The organism is Arthrobacter ginsengisoli (assembly GCF_031456935.1).
Taxonomy (GTDB): Bacteria; Actinomycetota; Actinomycetes; order Actinomycetales; family Micrococcaceae; genus Arthrobacter; species Arthrobacter ginsengisoli.
On record NZ_JAVDVQ010000013.1, the window covers coordinates 1 to 18,167 of the forward strand.

Here is an 18,167-nt window from a genome sequence, read left to right on the forward strand (position 1 = left end):
TTTAGTTGAGTGTTCACAAACCCGGCTTAACACTCTCCGCCTTACTTTAAAAGCCTCCACGCCCGTTCCCAGCAATAGGACTTACTCATCTAGGCTTGACCGCATGCCGTCGTTCCAGACCAGACTGAAAATCACCGGGCTCAAGCCGGGCAACCCGCCGGAGGCCGTGATGGCTGCCGCCGTCGAGGCGCTGGCGACGCGGCATCACGTCGAGGCGAACCAGCTCGACCTGGCAGGCGGGGTTCCGCAATTGAACCTGCGCTTCCTCGTGGAGCCCACCTCCTACAGCGGCGAGAACAGCCAGGCGCTGGAGTCGGCAGCGATGATGCGGGACGCCGTCGAACGCGTCGCCGTGACTGGAAACCTGATGGTGCTCCGCCGCAACCGCGGCCGCTGGGCGCCGGTGTAGGCGCCGGGGCCTGGCCTCAGAAGTCCAGTTCCACGTCGGGATCGTCCACGACCGGGGAGCGGTTGCCGCGCCGCCGCGTGACAATCACGCCAACGCCGGCGCCGATTACGAGGCCGACGCCGACGCCGATCAGTGAACTCGCCCAGAACGGCAGTCCGGTGGCTGCGCCGGTGACATAGCCGAGACCCACGGACCAGACGGCCCAGAGAAGGCCGCCGAGTGCGGCGCAGAGGCTGAAGCCGCGGGTGGAGACGTTGGCGATGCCGGCCGCTGCAGTCGTCGCCAGGCGTCCCCCGGGGATGAAGCGGATGCCGATGATCGCCCCGTAGGTGGTTGACCTGCCGGCCTTCGCGATCGCTGTATGCACGGCCCGGTGGAACGAGCGGCCCCACCGCCAGCGGTCCAGGACATGGCTCAAGCGCCGCTTGAAGAGCTGGAACACCAGGATGTCGCCGAGCCAGGACGCGGCCGCCGCGACGAGCACCACCAGGAGGGCGTTGGCGCGCCCGGCGGCGGACAGTGCGCCGCCGGTGATAACGACCATTTCGGACGGAACGGGCGGGAAAATGGCGTCGCCCATGACAATCGGGATGATCCAGAAATAGATCGTGTTCCCCCAGCTGTCCGCGCTGCCGAAGTCCATGGGCACAAGGTACCGCACTTCCGGCCCGGTACCTTCCCGTGTCGGCGGACGTGCCCGGGGCGCTTCCCTCGGGGGCGCGGCAGGTCTGGGGACCCGGCAGGTCTCCGGCGCTAGCGGGCCTCGCTGAGCTCCAGCCCGCTGCGGTGTTCCACCCGCTTGCCGGTGATGGGGTCCACGAAGCGGATCCCGCGGGCGAGGAGCTGGAGCGGCTTGGCGTAATCGTCCGGCGCCTTGTCCAGCAGCTCGGGGTAGAAGGCATCGTTGACGATTCCCAGCCCCAGCGAGGCCATGTGCACGCGAAGCTGGTGGGTCTTGCCCGAGTGCGGTTCCAGCCGGTACAGCGCACGGCGCCCGGCGGCGCCGTCGGCGGCGTTGCAGGCGACCTCGGCGCCGGGCGGTTCTGAGCCGGGGCCGTCAAAGGTCCGCAGCCGCTCGATCCGGGTCTCGGCGTTGGGTTCGCCGTCGACCACCTCGGCAAGCAGGTAGCTGCGCGACTTGGTCATCCGGTTCCGGACCACCGCGGGGTAGTCGACGGCGGGGTGCCCGGGAGCCGGTTCGGCCGCCGCGACACACTCGTATTCCTTCTGGACCTGGCGCTTCTCGAAGAGCACCTGGTACTTGCCCCGGGTCTCCGGATTCGTGGAAAGCAGCAGGATTCCGGCGGTCATGCGGTCCAGCCGGTGCATCGGAATAAGGTCCGGCAGGTCCAGCCGGTTCCGCAGCCGCACCAGCGCGGACTCCTGGATGTAGGTGCCGCCGGGCGTGGTGGGCAGGAAGTGCGGTTTGTCCACCACGAGGAGGTGGTCGTCCTGGTGCAGGATGTTCAGCTCGACCGGGATCCGGGTCTCCGGCGGCAGCGTGCGGTAGTACCAGATGAAGGTATGGTTCCGCAGCGGCGTGGCGCGGTCCAGGGGAATGCCGGCCTCGCCCACGATCTCGCCGGCGTCGAAGCGGTCCTCGATCCCCTGCGGGTCGATATGGCCCCAGCGGTGCATCATGTAGTCCATCGCGGTGTCCCACGGGCCCTCGTCCGGGAGGCGGAGACGGGTCGCGTTGACGCCGTCGCGCACGGGCAGAGGGGATTGCATCACCGGTCCATTCTACTTTGCACGGCGCGGCCGAGCGCGCGCCGGCCGGGCACTGGGTCGGCCGGGCGCGCGCCAGCGGCTACTGCGGCGAGGGACCGCAACCGACAGAAAAAAAGTTCTTGACAAATAAAACTGTCGGACGCCAGACTGGATGCATGTTGGACATCGAAGTGATCGAAGACCCGGCCGCGGCGGAGGCGTCCCTGGACCCCATCCGGACGCGCATCCTGCTGGAACTGGCCCAGCCCGGGTCTGCCACGCAGCTTGCGGCGAAAGTCGGCCTTACCCGGCAGAAGGTGAACTACCACCTCAAGGCCCTGGAACGGCACGGGCTGGTGGAACTTGTGGAGGAGCGCCGCAAGGGCAATGTCACAGAGCGAATTCTGCAGGCGCGTGCGGCTTCCTACCTGATCTCCCCGGCGGCGCTGGCTTCCGTGGCCCCGGATCCCCACAGGTTTTCGGACCGCTTTTCGGCCTTCTGGCTGCTGGCGCTCGCCAGCCGGATGGTCCAGGAAATGGGCCGGCTGATCGCCGGAGCGGCCGCGGCCCAGCAGAAGCTTGCCACCTTCGCGATCGACGGTGAGGTCACGTTCCGCACAGCCGCGGACCGGGCCGCCTTCGCCGAAGAACTCGGCGTCGCCGTGACCCGGCTCGTGGACAAATACCACGATGGCGGACCGGGAGCCACGGAGCCCGGCGCCACCGCTGGCACCGGGCGCAAACACCGCCTCGTTGTCGCACTCCACCCTTCGCTCAAGACACCGCCAACGGCTCCATCCACCAACCCCTCAGCTAAGGAGCAGGACAATGACTGACAAGCGGAACTTTGAAATCACCGTGGACACCGAGCTGCCCGCCACCCCGGAACGCATCTGGGAGGCGGTCACCACCGGCACCCCCGCGTGGATGTTCCCCACGGACCAGTGGCCCGCCGTCCGGACAGTGGAAGACTACCCCAGCCATCTGGTGTCCCGGATGGACGGTCCGGACGGCTGGTTCAACCAGCTGGAGCACGTGCTGGAACCGCTCGACGGCGGCCGCGCCCGGCTGCACTACGTCCACAGCGGAATTTTCGCCGAGAACTGGGACCAGCAGTATGACGGCGCCAGCAAGCACACCGAGTTCTACCTGCACACCCTCGGCCAGTACCTGAAATACTTTGACGGCAAGCCGGTGGTCTTTACCGACGTCCAGGCCCCTGCCGCCTCGGCGACGCCTGACGGCTTTGTCCGGCTCAAGAAGGCGCTGGGCGTCGACGGGATGACGCCGGGCAGCACCGTGGAACTGGAGCTCGACGGCGTCGGGAAGCTCTCGGGTGAAGTGGACTTCGCCAACGAAAACTTCCTCGGCTTGCGCACGGCCGACACGCTGTACCGGTTCTTCGGCCGCAATGCCTTCGGCGCCACAGTCGGCATGACAGTCCACGACTTCAGCGGCAGCGGGGATCCCGCATCCACGGCCGAGGCCTGGGGCGGCTTCCTGGCGAAGGTTTACGCCTAGCCGGTCCGCACCGCGACGCGGGGCCGCTGCGACCCACCAACTGTCTGGCGACACTCAAATGCCTGGCGCCACCGAATTTCGGTGTCGCCAGGCATTTTTCGCGTCCCAAGGAACCGCGGGCGTCGCGAGGGCATTCACGCCATAACCCGTCCGGCCACTCGTTCCACAACCACTTCATCCTCAGGTCCGTGGCGCTCGGCTCTCCACCGGGTCACAGGCGGCGGGCACCGACGCCATGACGGACCTTGCTGGTCTTCCGGCGCACGGAGCCAGGGCAGGAAGCCGCGTCGACGTTGTGGAAGACCGTCAGTACCGGCCAGATGACGGCACCATCACCCGCCTGAAGAAGTATTTCGATGAGCATCCGCGAGCTCCATGTCTCCCGTGGCTTCTACGGGGCGGAAACGCTGCCGCTCACCGCCGACGACCTCGGCGCTGTTCCGGCCGCCCTGGGCGCCGAAACGGGAAACCGGAACGACACCGCAGAGATTGATGCCCTGCGGCAGGGGCTGAAATCCTCCAACGAGGGTGCCGTGAAAACCTACGGCCCGATTAACCGCTTACCCTCCGACATGCCGGACGCGTCGATGAAGCCACAGCGGAGCCATCCAGTCACGGGTGACCCCGCGCGCCGTAGCGACCCTCCGGCAAGACCCGTTGGTCCGTCGTAATGGCCTTGTTTCATGGACGCCGCGGTCATCTTTGATTTCGAGAAGCAGCCCATTTTGGCCTCTCCCGACGGCGCGAAAGCCTGAACGGCCATGCGAAATAGTGAACTACATATCAGGTGTTTTTATTCATTGGCCAATGGAAGCTCAAAAGTGAACGAGGCACCCCTGGACTCATTCTCTTCGGCCCAAAGCCGGCCATGCTGGCGTGTGATGATCCGGTGGCTAAGGGCCAGACCTATGCCGCTGCCGGTGGCTTTGGAAGTGAACACGCCGTCGAAAATTCTCCCGTCCGGGATATGTGCGATGCCCTTACCGCGGTCAGCGACGCGGAACACGCCTGATTCCGCGGTGGCGAAGGTGGTGATAGTGACATGACGCTCGCGCCGTGGCCATGTGGACATCTCGTCGATGGCGTTGTGACACAAATTCAGGATCACCTGTCCGGTTAATATCTTTTCGCAGCGGATCCAGATGGGCGTATCGCTCTTGACCACCTGAATTTCCGTTTCATGCTGCTGGCCACGGAGCTGAATGAAGTACAGGCAGTCCTCGACGATTTCGTTCAGGTCGACGATCTGTTCGGATTGTTCAAGTTGGACAACGAAGGCGCGAAGGCTGGATACGATCTGGTTGGCGCGGTTTATTTGTTTTTTGGCGTTTTCCAGACCGTACTCCAGGTCTTGAACCGCAGTGTCCGGATTGCGCAGCCGTCGGGACACACCGTCAACGAAGTTGGTGGCGGCGGCCAAGGGCTGTCCCAACTCGTGGGCGATGGCCATGGCCATGTCGCCCATGGCGTTGTAGCGGCCAAGATAGTTGAGGTGCTCGAGGTCCCGACGGTGTTGTTCCTCCGCGGCCACCTGGTCGGTGATGTCATGTAGGAGTACAAGTGTCCCTTTGAGATCATGCTCCAGCTCGAGATGCTGGCAACTGGCTCCCACCCACACCGTGGTTTTGTCGGGTCGGGACAGCTCCAGGCGGATGCTCGTGGAAGATCCGTCCGGCTGGGGCGTGGCAAGGGCCTTTTCAAGCGCCTGCTTCGAGCCGGGGGAGCAGAGCTCCAGAAATCTGGTCCCGACCAGCTCGGCGGTGCTGAGGCGGAGCTGGTCCGAAGCGGCCGAACTGGCATAGCTGACGACCGATTCGGCATCCATGACGAGGATCCCCTCCGCCATGTGACTCAGGAAGGCCTGCAGCCGCCCTTCCGTGCGTTGGAGGTCGGATTTGAGGGATTCCTCCTTTTCGATATCGCGGAACTGCACCATAACTATGGGGCGGTCTGCGAGGTCGACCCTCACCGCAATGGCCTCGGTGAGAAAATCCCGCCCGCTCTTGGAGCGATACATCCATTCGGTACGGCTGGTGCCGTGGTCTGCGGCATCCTGAAGCCACTGGACGCCGGCTGACCGCCGGAAGCGCGGGTCGGCGCTGCTCATGTCTGGTGCCTTCAGCGGTTTCAACTCGGACAACGTGAAGCCGAGCATGTCGCACGCCGCCTGGTTGGCCCACAGGATGTCCTTCGTGGCGGCGTCATGGATGAGGATGCAATGGGTGAGGGACTGCACGAGACGGGCGAAATCCGAGGGACTCGGGAACTGCTGTTCGCGTTCATCGCCGGGCATCGGCAGGGAAGTAGACACACCAGATCCTACTGCGCACAGAATCCGGACCGACATAGGTGAATTCCTTAGGCCAGGCAGGTTTTTTCGCTGGCCTAGGGAGTGAATCACCAATTGTTGCGTTCCTAACCGGGCCATAGCTTTGGAAACAGACAACGACGACGACCAACCCGTGGGAGCCCAACATGACAAATGTCCTGGATGCCGCATCACCGATCACTCTGGATGAAGTGCTGCTTACAGTCGAGCGCCGTCGCGAAGAGTTCAGTGCCCAAAAGTCAGTCCCGATGGATGTTATTGAGGCGTTCAAGAAGGCCGGCGTGTACCGCGCCGCGACCCCGCGGCGTTTCGGCGGCGATGCTTTGCCGCCGTCGGAATTCCTGCGCATCGTAGAACGCATCTCTCAGGTTGACGCCTCGGCGGGCTGGGTGGCGAGCTTCGGTTCAGCCGTCTATCTCGCAGCCTTGCCGCTGGAGACCCAGGCCGCTCTCTATAGCGGAGGCCCCGACGTCGTGTTTGCCGGCGGGCTCTTCCCCGTGCAGAAGGCTGAGCGCGTTGACGGAGGCTGGAATGTTGCAGGCGAGTGGAAGTTCTCCAGCGGATGCCGGGGGGCTGACCTCATTGGTGTGGGGCTCGCCGGCGGTGAGGGAACCCAAGGCAAGCCACTCACGGCGCTTTTGAGGCCGGAACAGGTTGAGATCGTAGAAAACTGGGACGTGGTCGGATTGCAGGGCACCGGCAGCAACGATCTGCGGGTTCACGGTCAATTTGTTCCCGACGAGTGGACCTTCATCCGCGGTGGGGAGCCCACGGTCGACGAACCCCTGTACCGCTATCCCGCTATTGCATATGCCGCCCAGGTGCTCGCGGCCGTGAATCTCGGCACCGGCCGCGCCGCCCTGGATTACGCAATCGGCGCCGGCAGTGGACGCACGGGGATCACGGGCGCGCCGAAGCTCGCCGATCGCGCCTACTACCGGATTGACATCGCCAAGGCGGAAGCTGCGCTGCTCTCTGCCAGGGCCTTCTTCTACGAGATTTCCGACGAGGTCTATGCCACGGTCGAGTCCGGCGACAGCCCGACGGACAAGCAGAAGGCGCTCCTGCGCCTGGCGTCGACTCATGTCGCCAAGGTCGGCGCCGCAGCCGTGCAGGCCGCCTACACCCTCTCGGGGACCGCCGCCATCTACGATGCCAACCCCATGCAGCGCTACCTCAGGGACGCCTCCGTCGTGACCCAGCACGCCTTCCTGGGCGACGGCATCTACGACGGGGCAGGCGCGGTCCTTATGGACATTCCACCGTCCATCCCGGCCTTCATCTGATTCTGCAGCAACAAGGAGACAACGTGACTACAAACCCATCAGAACCACTGCGCGTACTGTTCTGCATCGGCATCAACCAGAACTTTTTCGATTTGCCCAAGAGCGGCATCGGCGCCGTCTGGACCGCCTTCTCGGGCATGATGTCCGAAATGGGCCAGATGGACGGCGTCAATGTCATCGGAAACATGGATGACGACTCACACGTGGTCGGTCCCTCCGATGGTTGGCCGTGGACCTGCTACATCCTGGCCGATGTCGACCGCCAGGAAACGGTCAAGGCAGCGTGCAATCTGTTCCGCACCACCATGGTGGGAGAGCACGCTTTGTGGCACTACGCCAAGATCGAGGCGAGGATCGGGCGCGCCCTGATCATCCGGGACGACGTCCCAGTGGCTGCGGGCTGACGATGGCACGTATCTCGACGTCGGAGCTGGCACTGCGCCTCACAGCTGTCGAAGCCACAGGGGCAGTCCGCCGCACCATGAGCCGCTATATGGACCTCTGCGATGTCCCTCGGGCCGCCTTTGCACCGGAGGCCCTGGCATCACTTTTTTCCGATAACGCCATTTGGGAGGGAACCGGTCCGGCGTACAGCGGCAAGTTCGGCCGGATCGAAGGCAAGGAAGCCATCCTTGCCATGTTGTGCTCATACCTCCCCCCTTCACCGCACTTTCGGCGGAACATCCATCTCCTGGGCGAAGGCCACATCACTGTCGCCGGAGAAACGGCTGCTGGGAGCTGGATCATGCAACAGCTCTCCGAGTACCGGGACGGCGACCAGGACCTGATACTTGCCCGGCTAATCGTCGACTTTGACATACGGAACGGCAACGCCGCCATCAGCCATTTCCGGACAGAACAGCTGTTCTCCCGAACCCCGTCCAGCGCCCACATCACTGAACCAGCAACACCCGACCTGCAAAACCCTAAGGAGTACCGATGACCGCCCCAACTTCAGACCGGGCCAGCGATTTCGCATCACTGGCAGCCGAGGACCGCGTCGCGGCCAGGCTCTACACCGACCCCGAGATTTTTGACTGGGAGATGGAGAAGATCTTCTACAGCACCTGGGTGTGGGTTGCACACGAGAGCGAGATTCCCGACGCCGGGAGCTTCAAGATGTCTCACATCGGCCTGCAGCCGGTGATCGTCAACCGCGACCGGAAGGGAAACTTCAATGTCCTCCTGAACCGGTGCCGGCACCGGGGAGCGAGCGTCTGCGAAGTGCCCAAAGGCAAGGCCAATGGCTTCACCTGCCCCTACCATTCCTGGTCATACTCCCTCGAAGGGAACCTGCGCGGCATCCCGTATCCCGACGGCTACGAGGGCGTTGCCGAGAAGCGTGACCTGCCCCTACAGCGGCTTCGCGTCGAAAGCTATAACGGCCTCATCTTCGCCACCTTTAGGACGGACATCGAACCGCTGGCGGACTTTCTTGGCGATGCAAAGCTATGGATCGATCGCTTCATGAAGCAGGGGGCCGGCTTCCCAGTCAAGGTCCAGGGCGAGCACAAGTTCCGCTTTGACGGAAACTGGAAAATCCAGCTGGAAAACACCACCGACGGTTACCACTTCCCGATCGTGCACCGCTCCTGGATGGCCTCGGTGGACGCCGAAACGGCAGACATGTTGTCCTTCATGACGGACGAGGAAGCCGTGACCCACGCACTCGGCAATGGACACAGCGTTGCCATCATGGTCCCCGAGCACGTGGATCTGGAAGATGACGACGGCACGGAAGAACTCCAAGAGAGGTTCCGTCCCATCATCGACGAACTCTCCGAAACGATGCCGCCAGAGCAGGTGCGCCGCATCGTCCGATCAATGCACGGCGCGGGATACAACCTGAATCTGTTCCCGAACCTGTCACTGTCAATGTCCTTCTTCCGCGTTCTGCGGCCGATCTCCGTGAACGAAACCGAAATCCAGCACATGGCGCTGGGCCTCGACGGCGGACCGGAGAGTGTCAACCGGGAACGCCTGCGCATCCACGAACACTTCCAAGGACCCTTCGGGTTCGGCACATCGGACGATTCGGAAGCATGGGACCGGGTCCAGCGCGGAGCTGTAGCCAACCCCGAGATGCCCATCCTGGTCAACCGCGGCCTTGGCCGGGAGGTGGCCGCCGATGAGGGGTGGAAAACATCGCATGTCACGGACGAAACAGGCATGCGCGAGTCATACGCAATGTGGAAAAGGATGATGAACGATGACAACTGAGACCATCGAAGAGGGTACGGGTATTGATAACCGCCCCGCACAGGAACCTTACGACCTAGGCCTGGGCAAGCTTGCCGATCCCCTGGTGGGGCGCGCCATCGAATTGGTCTGGCACGAAGCCAGGCTCCTCGATGACAAGGCATACGAGGCCTGGCAGACCCTCTACACGGAAGACGCGAAGTACGTCATCCCTGTCGATCCGGACACGGATGACTTCGAATCATCACTAAACATGGTCTATGACGATGCCAGGATGAGGCACATGCGCATCACGCGCCTGGTTCAGGGATACTCCATGTCGGCGGTGGCTGCGGCCCGCACCACCCGGACCATTTCACGGTTTACCGTGGAGGAGCAGACAGCTGAAACGGTCACGCTGCGGTCCGCGCAGGTCTTGGTGGGCTTCAAACGTGAAAAATTCCAGGTACTTGGCGCCGATCTCACCCACCGCATCCGGTTCAACGGTAACGACGCCCGGATCGAGCTCAAGCTCATTCGTCTTGTCAACGCCGACGCCGCCGTGAACGCCTCCGGCTTCCTGCTCTAAGGACTTCGACCATGAATAAAGTCGCACTCGTCACCGGCGCAGCCCGCGGGCTAGGTGAAGTCATCGCCCGCAAACTCCACAAGGAAGGATTCCGCGTCGCCATCACGGGCACCACTGCAGCCTCCGTCAATCCGCTTGCCAACGCCCTTGACCCCTCCGGGGAGACCGCCTGGGCAGGTGCACTCGATATCCGCAGCAAGACAGATTTCGAAGCTGTCCGTGATGCTCTCGGGGAAAAATGGGGCGGCACTGACGTCCTGGTCAATAATGCCGGGCGTTCCAAGGTTGCACCTGTTCTGGAAATCACTCCGGAAGAGTTTACCGAAAACGTGGATATCAACCTCAGGGGAACTTTCCTGGGCTGCCAGGTATTTGGCCCACATTTTCGGGAACGCGGCTACGGCCGCATTATCAACATCCACTCGCTCGCAGGACACAACGGCGGGACTGCCACTGGCGCCCACTACGCCGCATCGAAGGGTGGCGTGTCCACGCTGACCAAGGTCTTCGCCCGGGAGTTTGCATCCTCCGGTGTGACCGTCAATGCCGTTTCGCCCGGACCGCTGGATCTTCCCGTCGTCTACGAAACCGTTGATCCCCAGAAACTGGACACCATAAAGGCAACCATTCCGGTTGGGCGGTTGGGGGATGCCGAGTTTATTGCCGACACAGTCGCGCTGCTCGCCTCCCAAGGTGCGTCATCGGTCACCGGGGCCTGCTGGGACATCAACGGCGGACTCTACATGCGTTAGCCGCCGGCCAGCACGTCACCAACAGAAAAGGAAAGGAGCGTTGCCCCATGGGTATGTTCAAAGTACGCGTAGCCGAAGTGCTGGAGGAAACCAGCAACATCAAGTCCTTCCGCCTCAAGCGTGCGGATGGGGCACCGTTCGGTCCCTATCCGGCCGGCGCCCACATCGACATCGTCGGCCCGACAGCCGTATTGCGCCAGTACTCGCTTTGCAGCCCGCCCGATGATCCCGACGACTATGTTGTCGCGGTCAAGCTCGAGGCGGCATCACGAGGCGGCTCGGCCGCGCTGCACGATCAGGTGGAAGTAGGCCATCAACTGGAAATCAGCACGCCTCGAAACCTGCTGTCCGTGGCACCAGGGGCGGACCAGCACGTCCTGGTGGCGGCGGGAATCGGGGTGACGCCGATGATCAGCATCGCCTATCACCTTCACAGGATCGACGAAGAGTTCGAGTTGCACTACTTCGCCCGATCTCGGGAGGAGGCGGCATTCTGCGACCTGCTCAAGGACCGAAGCGGTTTCGGCGATCGCGTCTTCTTTCATTTCGGCCTTGCCCGAGACGAACAACCAGCAGTCCTCGGCAGTGTTCTGGCGCCACTCACTAGCTCGTCTCATGTGTATACCTGTGGACCGCAGGGCTTTATGGAGCGGGTGAAAGAAATTGCCTCCGCCGTCATTGCCGAGGACAACGTCCACATCGAGCATTTCCAGGCCGGCGAGGCAACCGACACAGACAGTGACACCCCGTTTGAAGTCGAACTGGACGACGAAGTCTACGAAGTGCCCGTCGGAAAATCCATCGTTCAGGTCCTTGCCGACAACGGCATCGAAGTAGACACCTCATGCAAAGAAGGAATCTGCGGCACGTGCATCATGGGCGTTCTGGGCGGCCAGCCCGACCACCGGGACCAGTGCATGTCAAACAGCGAAAAGAAAGCCAACGACCAGATCGCCGCATGTGTGTCCCGAGCCAAATCTCCCCGGCTGACGCTGGAGCTCTTCTGACTGACGGCACCTAGAATCGGCCCGCCTCCCCGTTCCAAGGAGTGTTGTTCCTGGGAACTGACCTGCAGCCATCAGCGCCTGTTCAGCATGCACCGCAGTGAAGTCTTCCCCGCCGCGGCGGGGAAGACTTCACTGCTTTACTGGCTCCGCCCGGTCATCCGGGATCTTCAAAGAACTGACACGTGATGTTGAAGGATGTCGCGGACGAGGGTGGCAATGCTGTCGGCGCCCGTCTTCGCCTTGATCCTGGTCCGGTGAACGTCAATTGTCTTGACGCTGGTTCCCAGCTTCCGTGCGATGTTCTGACTTGGCAGCCCGTCAATGACGAGGGCCAGGATCTGCCGTTCGCGCGGGGTCAGACCCGCAATGCGCTCCTCAATTTCCCGGCGGCTTCGGTCTGCTGCAAAGCGCTGACGGGCCAGCTCGAGTGTCTCTTGGACAACGTCCAGCATGTGCTGGGGGTCGTACGGCTTCTCGAGGAAGTTCACAGCGCCCTGTTGGAGGGCTTTGACGGACATCCGGATGTCGCCGTGTGCCGAAACAAAAATGATAGGCAGCGGAGAGGAGATGCTGTTCAGCGTCTCCTGCAGCTGAAATCCGCCAGTCCTGGGCATCCGCACGTCCAAGACAAGGCACGCGGGGACGGCAGGGTCGTAGTTGTCCAGGAATGACGCGACATCATTGTAGATGCGGGAACGGATGTTGACTGATTCCAGAAGCCAGGACAACGAATCGCATAGCTCCTGATCATCGTCGACGATGTACACGAGTGCTTCCGGTAAATCCATGATGGCGACCTTGCAGAGCAGAGAAATGGGCTTAAACGACGCTATCGACGGTCGGCCCGCACAGTCAATACTGCCGCCGTAAGGATGCTACCTACCCGGCTAAAGCGATACCTGCCGGCCAGTGGGACAAATTGCAATACTTATTAACTCCAATTCCTCCTAAATTCTCATTACGAACTAATGGAAGGCCCAATGAGGGCCGCGTCGTTTGGAGGAAGAAATGCCTGAACTCAGTCAGATCCAGAAAGACTTCCGGTCTGCCATGGCGCACTTGCCGGCGGCGGTGAATGTCATCACTACTGGCGGACCATTCGGCCGGGTAGGCATCACCGTCAGTGCCGTGTGCTCGGTAACCGATTCCCCTCCCACGGTCCTGGTCTGCGTGAATCAGTCCAGCGCAACGCATGACATTTTCAACAGTAACGGTGAAATCTGCATCAACGTCCTCAGCGGCGAACATGAGGAACTGGCCCGCCACTTTTCCGGAGCCACCAAGGTGCCCATGGAGGAACGTTTTGGCTGGGATATCTGGGAGGAAAGCTCAGGATCCGTGCCGGTGCTCCGGGATGCATTGGTCAAAATCGTCGGGCGCGTTAGCGAACGCTCCGTGCAAGGATCCCATTCGGTAATTTTCGTCCGGGTCGAGCGTATTGAAGTCCAGGGGGAGCGTGACAGCCTCGTGTACTTCAAGAGGCAGTTTCATCGCCTTTCCGTGACTCCTGAGCTGGTGACTGTTTGACGTCCCCGGACGCGCTCCTTCAGATGGTTTCGGACCTCAGGGCTGGGCGGACCAAGCCGAGCCGGGTCCTCGCCGATGCCCTCGAGCGGGTGCGTGCGAAAGAACCCGCGGTGCACGCCTGGGTGAGAGTCGACGTCGACGGGTCAGCCGCGCAGGCGGAGGCGCTTGAAACCGCTGGTCGGCAAGGACCCCTTTGGGGGATTCCGGTTGCGGTCAAGGATCTGATCGACGTCAAGGGTCTTCCTACCGGCTGCGGCAGCCCTCTGCGCGGCCACGAGCCAGCAACGGCGGACGCGGATTGTGTGCGCTTGTTGAGGGAAGCCGGAGCTATCATCGTGGGCAAAACGGTGACAACCGAATTCGGATACTTCGCCCCGGGACCGACGCGCAACCCAGTGAATCCTGCGCATACCCCCGGCGGTTCCTCGAGTGGTTCCGCGGCCGCAGTGGCCGCCGGCATGGTGCCTCTGGCGTTGGGGACGCAGACCGCGGGTTCGCTTACCCGGCCCGCCTCCTACTGCGGCGTGGCCGGCTTTGTGGCCGCGAAGGACCAATTCTCAACTGCCGGGGTAACCGGGCTTAGCCACTCGTTTGACTCGCTGGGACTGATTACCAGAACCGTTAGGGACTTGCGGTATGCGTGGGAATCCCTCAGCCGATTCGAAACAGTCGAACACGATGGCCCTTTAGACTCGGTTGAACTTCTGCTCTGGGACGGAAGCGGACTCGGCGAAGTTTCCACGGAAATGTCCGCGGCACTAATCGCCGCCGAATCGACCCTCAGCCGGCAACTCGGGTTCCATTTCTCCGAATGGTCCGACCATGGAATGGTCCGGGACCTCGCCGAGCAGCATGCCACGGTCATGGCCAGCGAAGCCTCCGCAGCACGTGCCGAAGAGTTGGCACACCACCATGAATTGAGTGTGCCCTTCGCCGAGCTTCTCACCTCCGGCCGTTCCCTGCCCCACCACGAATACACCGCCGCCCTCGAGCTCATTGCAGTGTCCCGGCAGAGGGTTCTCGCCCTGCTTGAACGTTTTGACGCGGTTCTGGGCCCCGCGGCACTGGGAGCTGCTCCGGCAGGGTTGGAAGCAACCGGCAGCCCAATACTCAGCCGCCCCTGGCAGGCGCTTGGCTTGCCAGTGCTGACAATTCCGGGACCTTCCTCTTCCGATGGCTTGCCGCTGGGGCTGCAACTTATCGGTGCTCCCGGACGAGAACCCCGACTGTTTGATATCGGGCAGCGCATTGAAGAATCCTTGCGTCCAAAAGGTGTCAAGAAGGGCGCGACGCTGCCCCTGTACCACTGACTGACTGTGTCCCGCGGCCGCGAAGGCCCCTACGGATTTCCGCTCCTAAATTTCCACGAAACCCCACAAGCGAGGTAAAAATGACGTCTACCGCCCCAGCCAAAACAGGCTCTATGGCTCATGCATTACAAGTAGGCAAAATGAACAGGCGAGCATGGATCATTACGGGCCTGCTTGTCCTCTTCCAGATAATCGCTTTCGCTGACAAGGCTGTACTGGGCCTGGTAGCCCATCAGGCCATCCCCGAACTCGGCATCAGCAACGTTCAGTTCGGCTTCATTGGAAGCGCCTTCTTCTTTCTTTACGCTGTTGCCTCGGTAGTAATCGGCGTCTGGGCAGGCAAGGCACCTATTAAGTGGATCCTGCTCGCCCTGGGACTGAGCTGGGCCATTCTGCAGTTCCCCATGCTCTTTGGCGGTGGCGCCGCAGTGCTGCTGGTTACCAGAATCATCCTTGGCGGGGCCGAGGGACCCGCGACGGCGATGTCCTTGTCGTCGGCACACTCATGGTTTAAGCCTTCCGACAGGTCCCTCCCAAGCAACCTCATCGCGATCGGTTCCACCCTCGGACCCGTTATAGCGGCTCCGGCCCTGGCACTGATAATCGCAAACTTCGGTTGGCGGTGGGCTTTTGGGGCACTCGGCCTCGTCGGGCTCCTCTGGACCGCCGTGTGGTTCTTTGTTGGGTCAGATGGTCCCTATGGTGCGAAGTTCGGGAAGAAAAGCGCAGGCCTTGGAACAGGCCACTCGTTTGACGAAGTAGCTGTTGATTCCGCTCCAGGCGATGCCTCTGCCTTTGACAGGCAGCAACCCGTTCCCTGGCGTTCCATACTGCTCAGCGGGTCTTTCCTCGTCGCCGTCTTTGCGGGCTTCACGAACTTCTGGACGCAAGGGTTTCTGACAACGTGGTCGCCGAAGTATCTTGCCGGAGTCGTCAACCTCTCACCCGAGATGGTCGCCCTCTTTTTCACTTTCCCCTGGCTCTTCGGCGCCGCTGTTCTGCTTGTCCTCGGAATTCTGGGCCGCTGGCTGATGCGACGCGGTCATAGCGTCCACCGGTCCATCGGAATTCCCTTTGGGGCATCGCTGACCGTCGCCGGTCTGTGCTTTCTCCTCCTGCCGGCGACCTCCGGTGCGGCATCTGTTGTTCTCCTGACAGTGGCAGCCGGCTGCAGCGTCATCTATCTCATGGCCCCGAGTGCCATGGCCTACGCCGTCGGCCCGCGCCAGAGGCCTGTGCTCATGGCGACGCTGGGCGGCATCGCGTCCATAGGCGCCATCATCTCCCCAACAGCCGTTGGCCTGTTCATGGACGCCGCCGGATATCGGACGCCGGAGCCTGGCAAGAAAGACACGATCGACATGATCGCCCATATGACAGACGGAGTGCACCAGTCGTTCGGTGTGGCCGGAACGCTGCTTCTGATTGCCGGAGTGCTGTCAATGGTTTTTCTGAACCCGGACAGGACGGGCCTCCGGTTGCAGGGAAAGCTCGCGCGACTCGGCTAAAAGCCGACGAAAAGAAGGGCTCTGTTGGTTTCCCAACAGAGCCCTTCTTTCATTGTCGGTCAGCGCCACGCGGCGTCAGCGGTCCAATACTCGGAGCCGTTGGCGCTTACTCCGCGTTTCCAGTCCGATGTTCGGCGCAGCTGGGGTTCCACCCTGGCAGTTACCGCATCTGCTGCGGCAGGGCCGTCCTCGTCCACCTGCCAGTGGACCCAGTTCACTTCAAGACCGGCGTCGTCATGCACGAACAGATCAACATGGTGCCACCCGTATCCGAACGTGTCCGTGTAGCAAGTCAGGAACATCCGGTCGTGGTTCTTGGGATGCGGCATACAGGTACTCCTTTGCATCGTATTTCAGATACCGTACGACGCAATGTCCCTGCGCCAATAGGGGATAAACCCTTACTCGACGTGGTGATACTTCGTCTGTCGCCTTTACGAGCGGAAGGAAAGAATACTTCACATGGGAGGGCATGTGGAGACACAAGACTCGGTGCTGGCGATCATCAACAAGGCATTCGAGCCCGCCATCGTGGGCCTGGACCCGCTGGATCCGCTGGACCGGGCAAGATTCACCAGATCCTCGCCAGGACCGTCCATAACAAACCGCCAAGGGCGGCTTGGACATTGCCCTCTGGGGCATCATCGGCAGGGCCGCAAGCATGCCGGTATCGGCGCTTCTCGGCGGCTATGCCGCGGAGATGAATGTGAGCCACATACTCGGTTTCAAGCCGGCGCCGGAGCTTCTGGACGAAGCACTTCGGGTACGCGGTGAATACGGGATGACCACCTTCAAGCTGAAAGTCGGCCGCAAGCCACTGATCCTGGACATTGAGGCGTGCCACACGCGGAAACGGCCAAATCAGCCGAGAAAGCACTCTCGCAGGCCCTGCAGCGCGACGGCCAAGGGCGCCACCTCTGGCGAGTCTTGGGGCAGTACGCGAATTACTCGGTCTTCGATGTGGCTGGCAACGACGAGCTGCACGAAATTCTCCAGGGCCTGCCCCTGTACCCCTACCTGGCCATTCAAGTCACACCCCTGGCCCAACACCCTTCCTCCCTCGCAGCATCCGAAAACTAACCACCCATTTCCGCTTCGACGCGGAGGCGGAACGCAAAGAAAGGACATCAAATGTCTGCAGAAATTGAAGCAACGGCCGCTGATTCCGGAGCCAAGGCCACCGAGCGCTTCCGGTCTGACAAATCCTCGGCCTTGGCAGTGAGCGCCGACCGAGTCAGTCGACTCGCCTCCCGTGCCATTAACGCCCTCGTTGAAACCGTTCTGGAAGAAAAGGTCACCTACGAGGAGTACAACGCGCTGAAAACGTGGCTCATTCAGGTTGGCGAGACCGGAGAGTGGCCGCTCTTCCTGGACGTGTGGCTGGAACACGCGGTGGAAGAAGTCGCCAACAGCGGCCGGGCAGGCAGCAAGGGCACCATTGAAGGCCCGTACTACGTCCCGGGATCGCCGGTCCTCGAGTCGCCTGCGACCCTCCCGATGCGCGAGGACGAACCAGGGACGCCGCTGGTTTTCCAGGGCAAAGTAACTTCAGTTGCGGGTACAGCCTTGGCGGGCGCCTCGATTGAAATCTGGCACGCCGATGATCTGGGCTTCTACTCACAGTTCGCCCCCAATATTCCCGAGTGGAACCTCCGGGCGACGGCGCTCACTGACTCCGAAGGTTTCTTCCGGATCCACACGGTCCAGCCTGGGCCGTATCAGATCCCTACGGACGGTGCCTGCGGGCAGTTGATTGAGGCTGCCGGATGGCATGCATGGCGGCCGGCCCACCTGCACCTGAAGATCGCGGCAGCCGACCATCAGCTGATCACGACCCAGCTGTATTTCACGGCCGACAAGCACCTTGGCGATGACATCGCTTCGGCGGTGAAGCCCGAGCTGGTACTCGACCCGCAGGACAAGGCAGACGGTACGGGTCGAGAGGTGACGTACGACTTCGTACTCGCAACGGCCCAGTAGCACCTTTCCACCGGATGGCACCGTCCACGCGTTCCCTTGATGGGGGATGTGGTGCCATCCG

The 18,167-nt window shown here is 62.1% G+C and carries 22 protein-coding genes; 16 read left to right on the forward strand and 6 right to left on the reverse strand.

Translation table 11 applies throughout. The features are described from left to right. The first annotated feature begins 103 nt into the window (after positions 1-103). The gene (locus J2X01_RS14605; protein ID WP_310058783.1) at positions 104-409 is read left to right on the forward strand and encodes a hypothetical protein; all 306 of its coding nucleotides are present in this window, start codon (positions 104-106) and stop codon (positions 407-409) included. 16 nt (positions 410-425) lie between these two features. Here the strand turns inward: J2X01_RS14605 and J2X01_RS14610 are convergent, their stop codons facing one another. Both J2X01_RS14610 and J2X01_RS14615 read right to left on the reverse strand, forming a co-directional pair. Continuing rightward, positions 426-1,052 carry a DedA family protein gene (locus tag J2X01_RS14610; protein WP_310058786.1) on the reverse strand — a complete coding sequence of 209 codons (627 nt, stop codon included), beginning with the start codon at positions 1,050-1,052 and terminating at the stop codon, positions 426-428. Positions 1,053-1,162: 110 nt separating this feature from the next. Then, positions 1,163-2,140 carry an RluA family pseudouridine synthase gene (locus tag J2X01_RS14615; RefSeq protein ID WP_310059067.1) on the reverse strand — a complete coding sequence of 326 codons (978 nt, stop codon included), beginning with the start codon at positions 2,138-2,140 and terminating at the stop codon, positions 1,163-1,165. Positions 2,141-2,295: 155 nt separating this feature from the next. Between J2X01_RS14615 and J2X01_RS14620 the strand changes: the two genes are divergently transcribed. Further along, complete coding sequence (locus J2X01_RS14620; protein ID WP_310058790.1) at positions 2,296-2,955, forward strand: helix-turn-helix domain-containing protein; 660 nt, start codon at positions 2,296-2,298, stop codon at positions 2,953-2,955. Next, a complete protein-coding gene (locus J2X01_RS14625; protein ID WP_310058793.1) occupies positions 2,948-3,640 on the forward strand; it encodes an SRPBCC family protein in 693 nt (230 codons plus the stop codon). Before J2X01_RS14620 ends, J2X01_RS14625 begins: the two co-directional genes overlap by 8 nt. Before the next feature lie 211 nt (positions 3,641-3,851). Here the strand turns inward: J2X01_RS14625 and J2X01_RS14630 are convergent, their stop codons facing one another. Then, positions 3,852-4,004, reverse strand: coding sequence for a hypothetical protein (locus J2X01_RS14630; protein ID WP_310058796.1), 153 nt, complete (start codon positions 4,002-4,004; stop codon positions 3,852-3,854). Between J2X01_RS14630 and J2X01_RS14635 the strand changes: the two genes are divergently transcribed. Continuing rightward, entirely contained in the window at positions 3,997-4,311 is a 315-nt protein-coding gene (locus tag J2X01_RS14635) for a hypothetical protein (protein WP_310058798.1), read from the forward strand. The two genes, J2X01_RS14630 and J2X01_RS14635, sit on opposite strands and share 8 nt — an antisense overlap. 122 nt (positions 4,312-4,433) lie before the next feature. On the opposite strand, the gene J2X01_RS14640 is transcribed toward J2X01_RS14635, so the two are convergent. Beyond that, positions 4,434-5,951, reverse strand: coding sequence for an ATP-binding protein (locus J2X01_RS14640; protein WP_310058801.1), 1,518 nt, complete (start codon positions 5,949-5,951; stop codon positions 4,434-4,436). A 164-nt stretch (positions 5,952-6,115) separates the two neighbouring features. Between J2X01_RS14640 and J2X01_RS14645 the strand changes: the two genes are divergently transcribed. Genes J2X01_RS14645 through J2X01_RS14675 form a run of 7 tightly spaced genes read left to right on the forward strand, consistent with a single transcriptional unit; the run spans position 6,116 to position 11,781 of the window. After that, positions 6,116-7,255, forward strand: a complete 1,140-nt coding sequence (locus J2X01_RS14645) for an acyl-CoA dehydrogenase family protein (protein ID WP_310058804.1) — start codon at positions 6,116-6,118, stop codon at positions 7,253-7,255. Positions 7,256-7,278: 23 nt separating this feature from the next. Further along, positions 7,279-7,659, forward strand: coding sequence for a hypothetical protein (locus J2X01_RS14650; protein ID WP_310058808.1), 381 nt, complete (start codon positions 7,279-7,281; stop codon positions 7,657-7,659). 2 nt (positions 7,660-7,661) lie between these two features. Then, positions 7,662-8,198: a nuclear transport factor 2 family protein gene (locus J2X01_RS14655; RefSeq protein ID WP_310058810.1), complete on the forward strand. Its 537-nt coding sequence runs from the start codon at positions 7,662-7,664 to the stop codon at positions 8,196-8,198. Further along, positions 8,195-9,475 (forward strand): aromatic ring-hydroxylating oxygenase subunit alpha, encoded by a 1,281-nt coding sequence (locus J2X01_RS14660; RefSeq protein WP_310058812.1) that lies wholly within the window; start codon positions 8,195-8,197, stop codon positions 9,473-9,475. Before J2X01_RS14655 ends, J2X01_RS14660 begins: the two co-directional genes overlap by 4 nt. Then, on the forward strand, positions 9,465-10,022 hold the full coding sequence (locus J2X01_RS14665; RefSeq protein WP_310058814.1) for an aromatic-ring-hydroxylating dioxygenase subunit beta: 558 nt from the start codon (positions 9,465-9,467) through the stop codon (positions 10,020-10,022). Before J2X01_RS14660 ends, J2X01_RS14665 begins: the two co-directional genes overlap by 11 nt. A gap of 11 nt (positions 10,023-10,033) precedes the next feature. Continuing rightward, positions 10,034-10,774, forward strand: a complete 741-nt coding sequence (locus J2X01_RS14670; RefSeq protein WP_310058816.1) for an SDR family NAD(P)-dependent oxidoreductase — start codon at positions 10,034-10,036, stop codon at positions 10,772-10,774. Between the two features lie 47 nt (positions 10,775-10,821). After that, on the forward strand, positions 10,822-11,781 hold the full coding sequence (locus J2X01_RS14675) for a PDR/VanB family oxidoreductase (protein ID WP_310058818.1): 960 nt from the start codon (positions 10,822-10,824) through the stop codon (positions 11,779-11,781). Between the two features lie 167 nt (positions 11,782-11,948). Here J2X01_RS14675 and J2X01_RS14680 read toward each other — a convergent pair whose 3' ends face one another. Continuing rightward, on the reverse strand, positions 11,949-12,569 hold the full coding sequence (locus J2X01_RS14680; protein ID WP_310058824.1) for a response regulator transcription factor: 621 nt from the start codon (positions 12,567-12,569) through the stop codon (positions 11,949-11,951). Between the two features lie 220 nt (positions 12,570-12,789). Here J2X01_RS14680 and hpaC point away from each other — a divergent pair, with 220 nt between their 5' ends. The 3 genes from hpaC to J2X01_RS14695 all read left to right on the forward strand — a co-directional run bounded on the left by hpaC (position 12,790) and on the right by J2X01_RS14695 (position 16,126). Further along, positions 12,790-13,308 carry a 4-hydroxyphenylacetate 3-monooxygenase, reductase component gene (gene hpaC, locus J2X01_RS14685; protein ID WP_310058826.1) on the forward strand — a complete coding sequence of 173 codons (519 nt, stop codon included), beginning with the start codon at positions 12,790-12,792 and terminating at the stop codon, positions 13,306-13,308. A gap of 23 nt (positions 13,309-13,331) precedes the next feature. Then, positions 13,332-14,618, forward strand: coding sequence for an amidase (locus J2X01_RS14690; RefSeq protein ID WP_310059070.1), 1,287 nt, complete (start codon positions 13,332-13,334; stop codon positions 14,616-14,618). Between the two features lie 113 nt (positions 14,619-14,731). Continuing rightward, positions 14,732-16,126, forward strand: a complete 1,395-nt coding sequence (locus tag J2X01_RS14695; protein ID WP_310058829.1) for an MFS transporter — start codon at positions 14,732-14,734, stop codon at positions 16,124-16,126. A gap of 59 nt (positions 16,127-16,185) precedes the next feature. Here the strand turns inward: J2X01_RS14695 and J2X01_RS14700 are convergent, their stop codons facing one another. Then, positions 16,186-16,455 (reverse strand): hypothetical protein, encoded by a 270-nt coding sequence (locus J2X01_RS14700; RefSeq protein ID WP_310058832.1) that lies wholly within the window; start codon positions 16,453-16,455, stop codon positions 16,186-16,188. Between the two features lie 508 nt (positions 16,456-16,963). Here J2X01_RS14700 and J2X01_RS14705 point away from each other — a divergent pair. Both J2X01_RS14705 and catA read left to right on the forward strand, forming a co-directional pair. Then, a complete protein-coding gene (locus tag J2X01_RS14705; RefSeq protein WP_310058835.1) occupies positions 16,964-17,206 on the forward strand; it encodes a muconolactone Delta-isomerase family protein in 243 nt (80 codons plus the stop codon). Between the two features lie 51 nt (positions 17,207-17,257). Beyond that, complete coding sequence (catA, locus tag J2X01_RS14710; protein ID WP_310058838.1) at positions 17,258-18,106, forward strand: catechol 1,2-dioxygenase; 849 nt, start codon at positions 17,258-17,260, stop codon at positions 18,104-18,106. The last annotated feature ends 61 nt before the right edge of the window (positions 18,107-18,167 follow it).

Coding starts and splice junctions, on each gene's coding strand:
- J2X01_RS14605 (WP_310058783.1), top strand. CDS start 104: ATGCCGTCGTTCCAGACCAGACTGAAAATCACCGGGCTCAAGCCGGGC.
- J2X01_RS14610 (WP_310058786.1), bottom strand. CDS start 1,052: ATGGACTTCGGCAGCGCGGACAGCTGGGGGAACACGATCTATTTCTGG.
- J2X01_RS14615 (WP_310059067.1), bottom strand. CDS start 2,140: ATGCAATCCCCTCTGCCCGTGCGCGACGGCGTCAACGCGACCCGTCTC.
- J2X01_RS14620 (WP_310058790.1), top strand. CDS start 2,296: ATGTTGGACATCGAAGTGATCGAAGACCCGGCCGCGGCGGAGGCGTCC.
- J2X01_RS14625 (WP_310058793.1), top strand. CDS start 2,948: ATGACTGACAAGCGGAACTTTGAAATCACCGTGGACACCGAGCTGCCC.
- J2X01_RS14635 (WP_310058798.1), top strand. CDS start 3,997: ATGAGCATCCGCGAGCTCCATGTCTCCCGTGGCTTCTACGGGGCGGAA.
- J2X01_RS14630 (WP_310058796.1), bottom strand. CDS start 4,004: ATGCTCATCGAAATACTTCTTCAGGCGGGTGATGGTGCCGTCATCTGG.
- J2X01_RS14645 (WP_310058804.1), top strand. CDS start 6,116: ATGACAAATGTCCTGGATGCCGCATCACCGATCACTCTGGATGAAGTG.
- J2X01_RS14655 (WP_310058810.1), top strand. CDS start 7,662: ATGGCACGTATCTCGACGTCGGAGCTGGCACTGCGCCTCACAGCTGTC.
- J2X01_RS14660 (WP_310058812.1), top strand. CDS start 8,195: ATGACCGCCCCAACTTCAGACCGGGCCAGCGATTTCGCATCACTGGCA.
- J2X01_RS14665 (WP_310058814.1), top strand. CDS start 9,465: ATGACAACTGAGACCATCGAAGAGGGTACGGGTATTGATAACCGCCCC.
- J2X01_RS14670 (WP_310058816.1), top strand. CDS start 10,034: ATGAATAAAGTCGCACTCGTCACCGGCGCAGCCCGCGGGCTAGGTGAA.
- J2X01_RS14675 (WP_310058818.1), top strand. CDS start 10,822: ATGGGTATGTTCAAAGTACGCGTAGCCGAAGTGCTGGAGGAAACCAGC.
- J2X01_RS14680 (WP_310058824.1), bottom strand. CDS start 12,569: ATGGATTTACCGGAAGCACTCGTGTACATCGTCGACGATGATCAGGAG.
- hpaC (WP_310058826.1), top strand. CDS start 12,790: ATGCCTGAACTCAGTCAGATCCAGAAAGACTTCCGGTCTGCCATGGCG.
- J2X01_RS14690 (WP_310059070.1), top strand. CDS start 13,332: ATGGTTTCGGACCTCAGGGCTGGGCGGACCAAGCCGAGCCGGGTCCTC.
- J2X01_RS14695 (WP_310058829.1), top strand. CDS start 14,732: ATGGCTCATGCATTACAAGTAGGCAAAATGAACAGGCGAGCATGGATC.
- J2X01_RS14700 (WP_310058832.1), bottom strand. CDS start 16,455: ATGCCGCATCCCAAGAACCACGACCGGATGTTCCTGACTTGCTACACG.
- catA (WP_310058838.1), top strand. CDS start 17,258: ATGTCTGCAGAAATTGAAGCAACGGCCGCTGATTCCGGAGCCAAGGCC.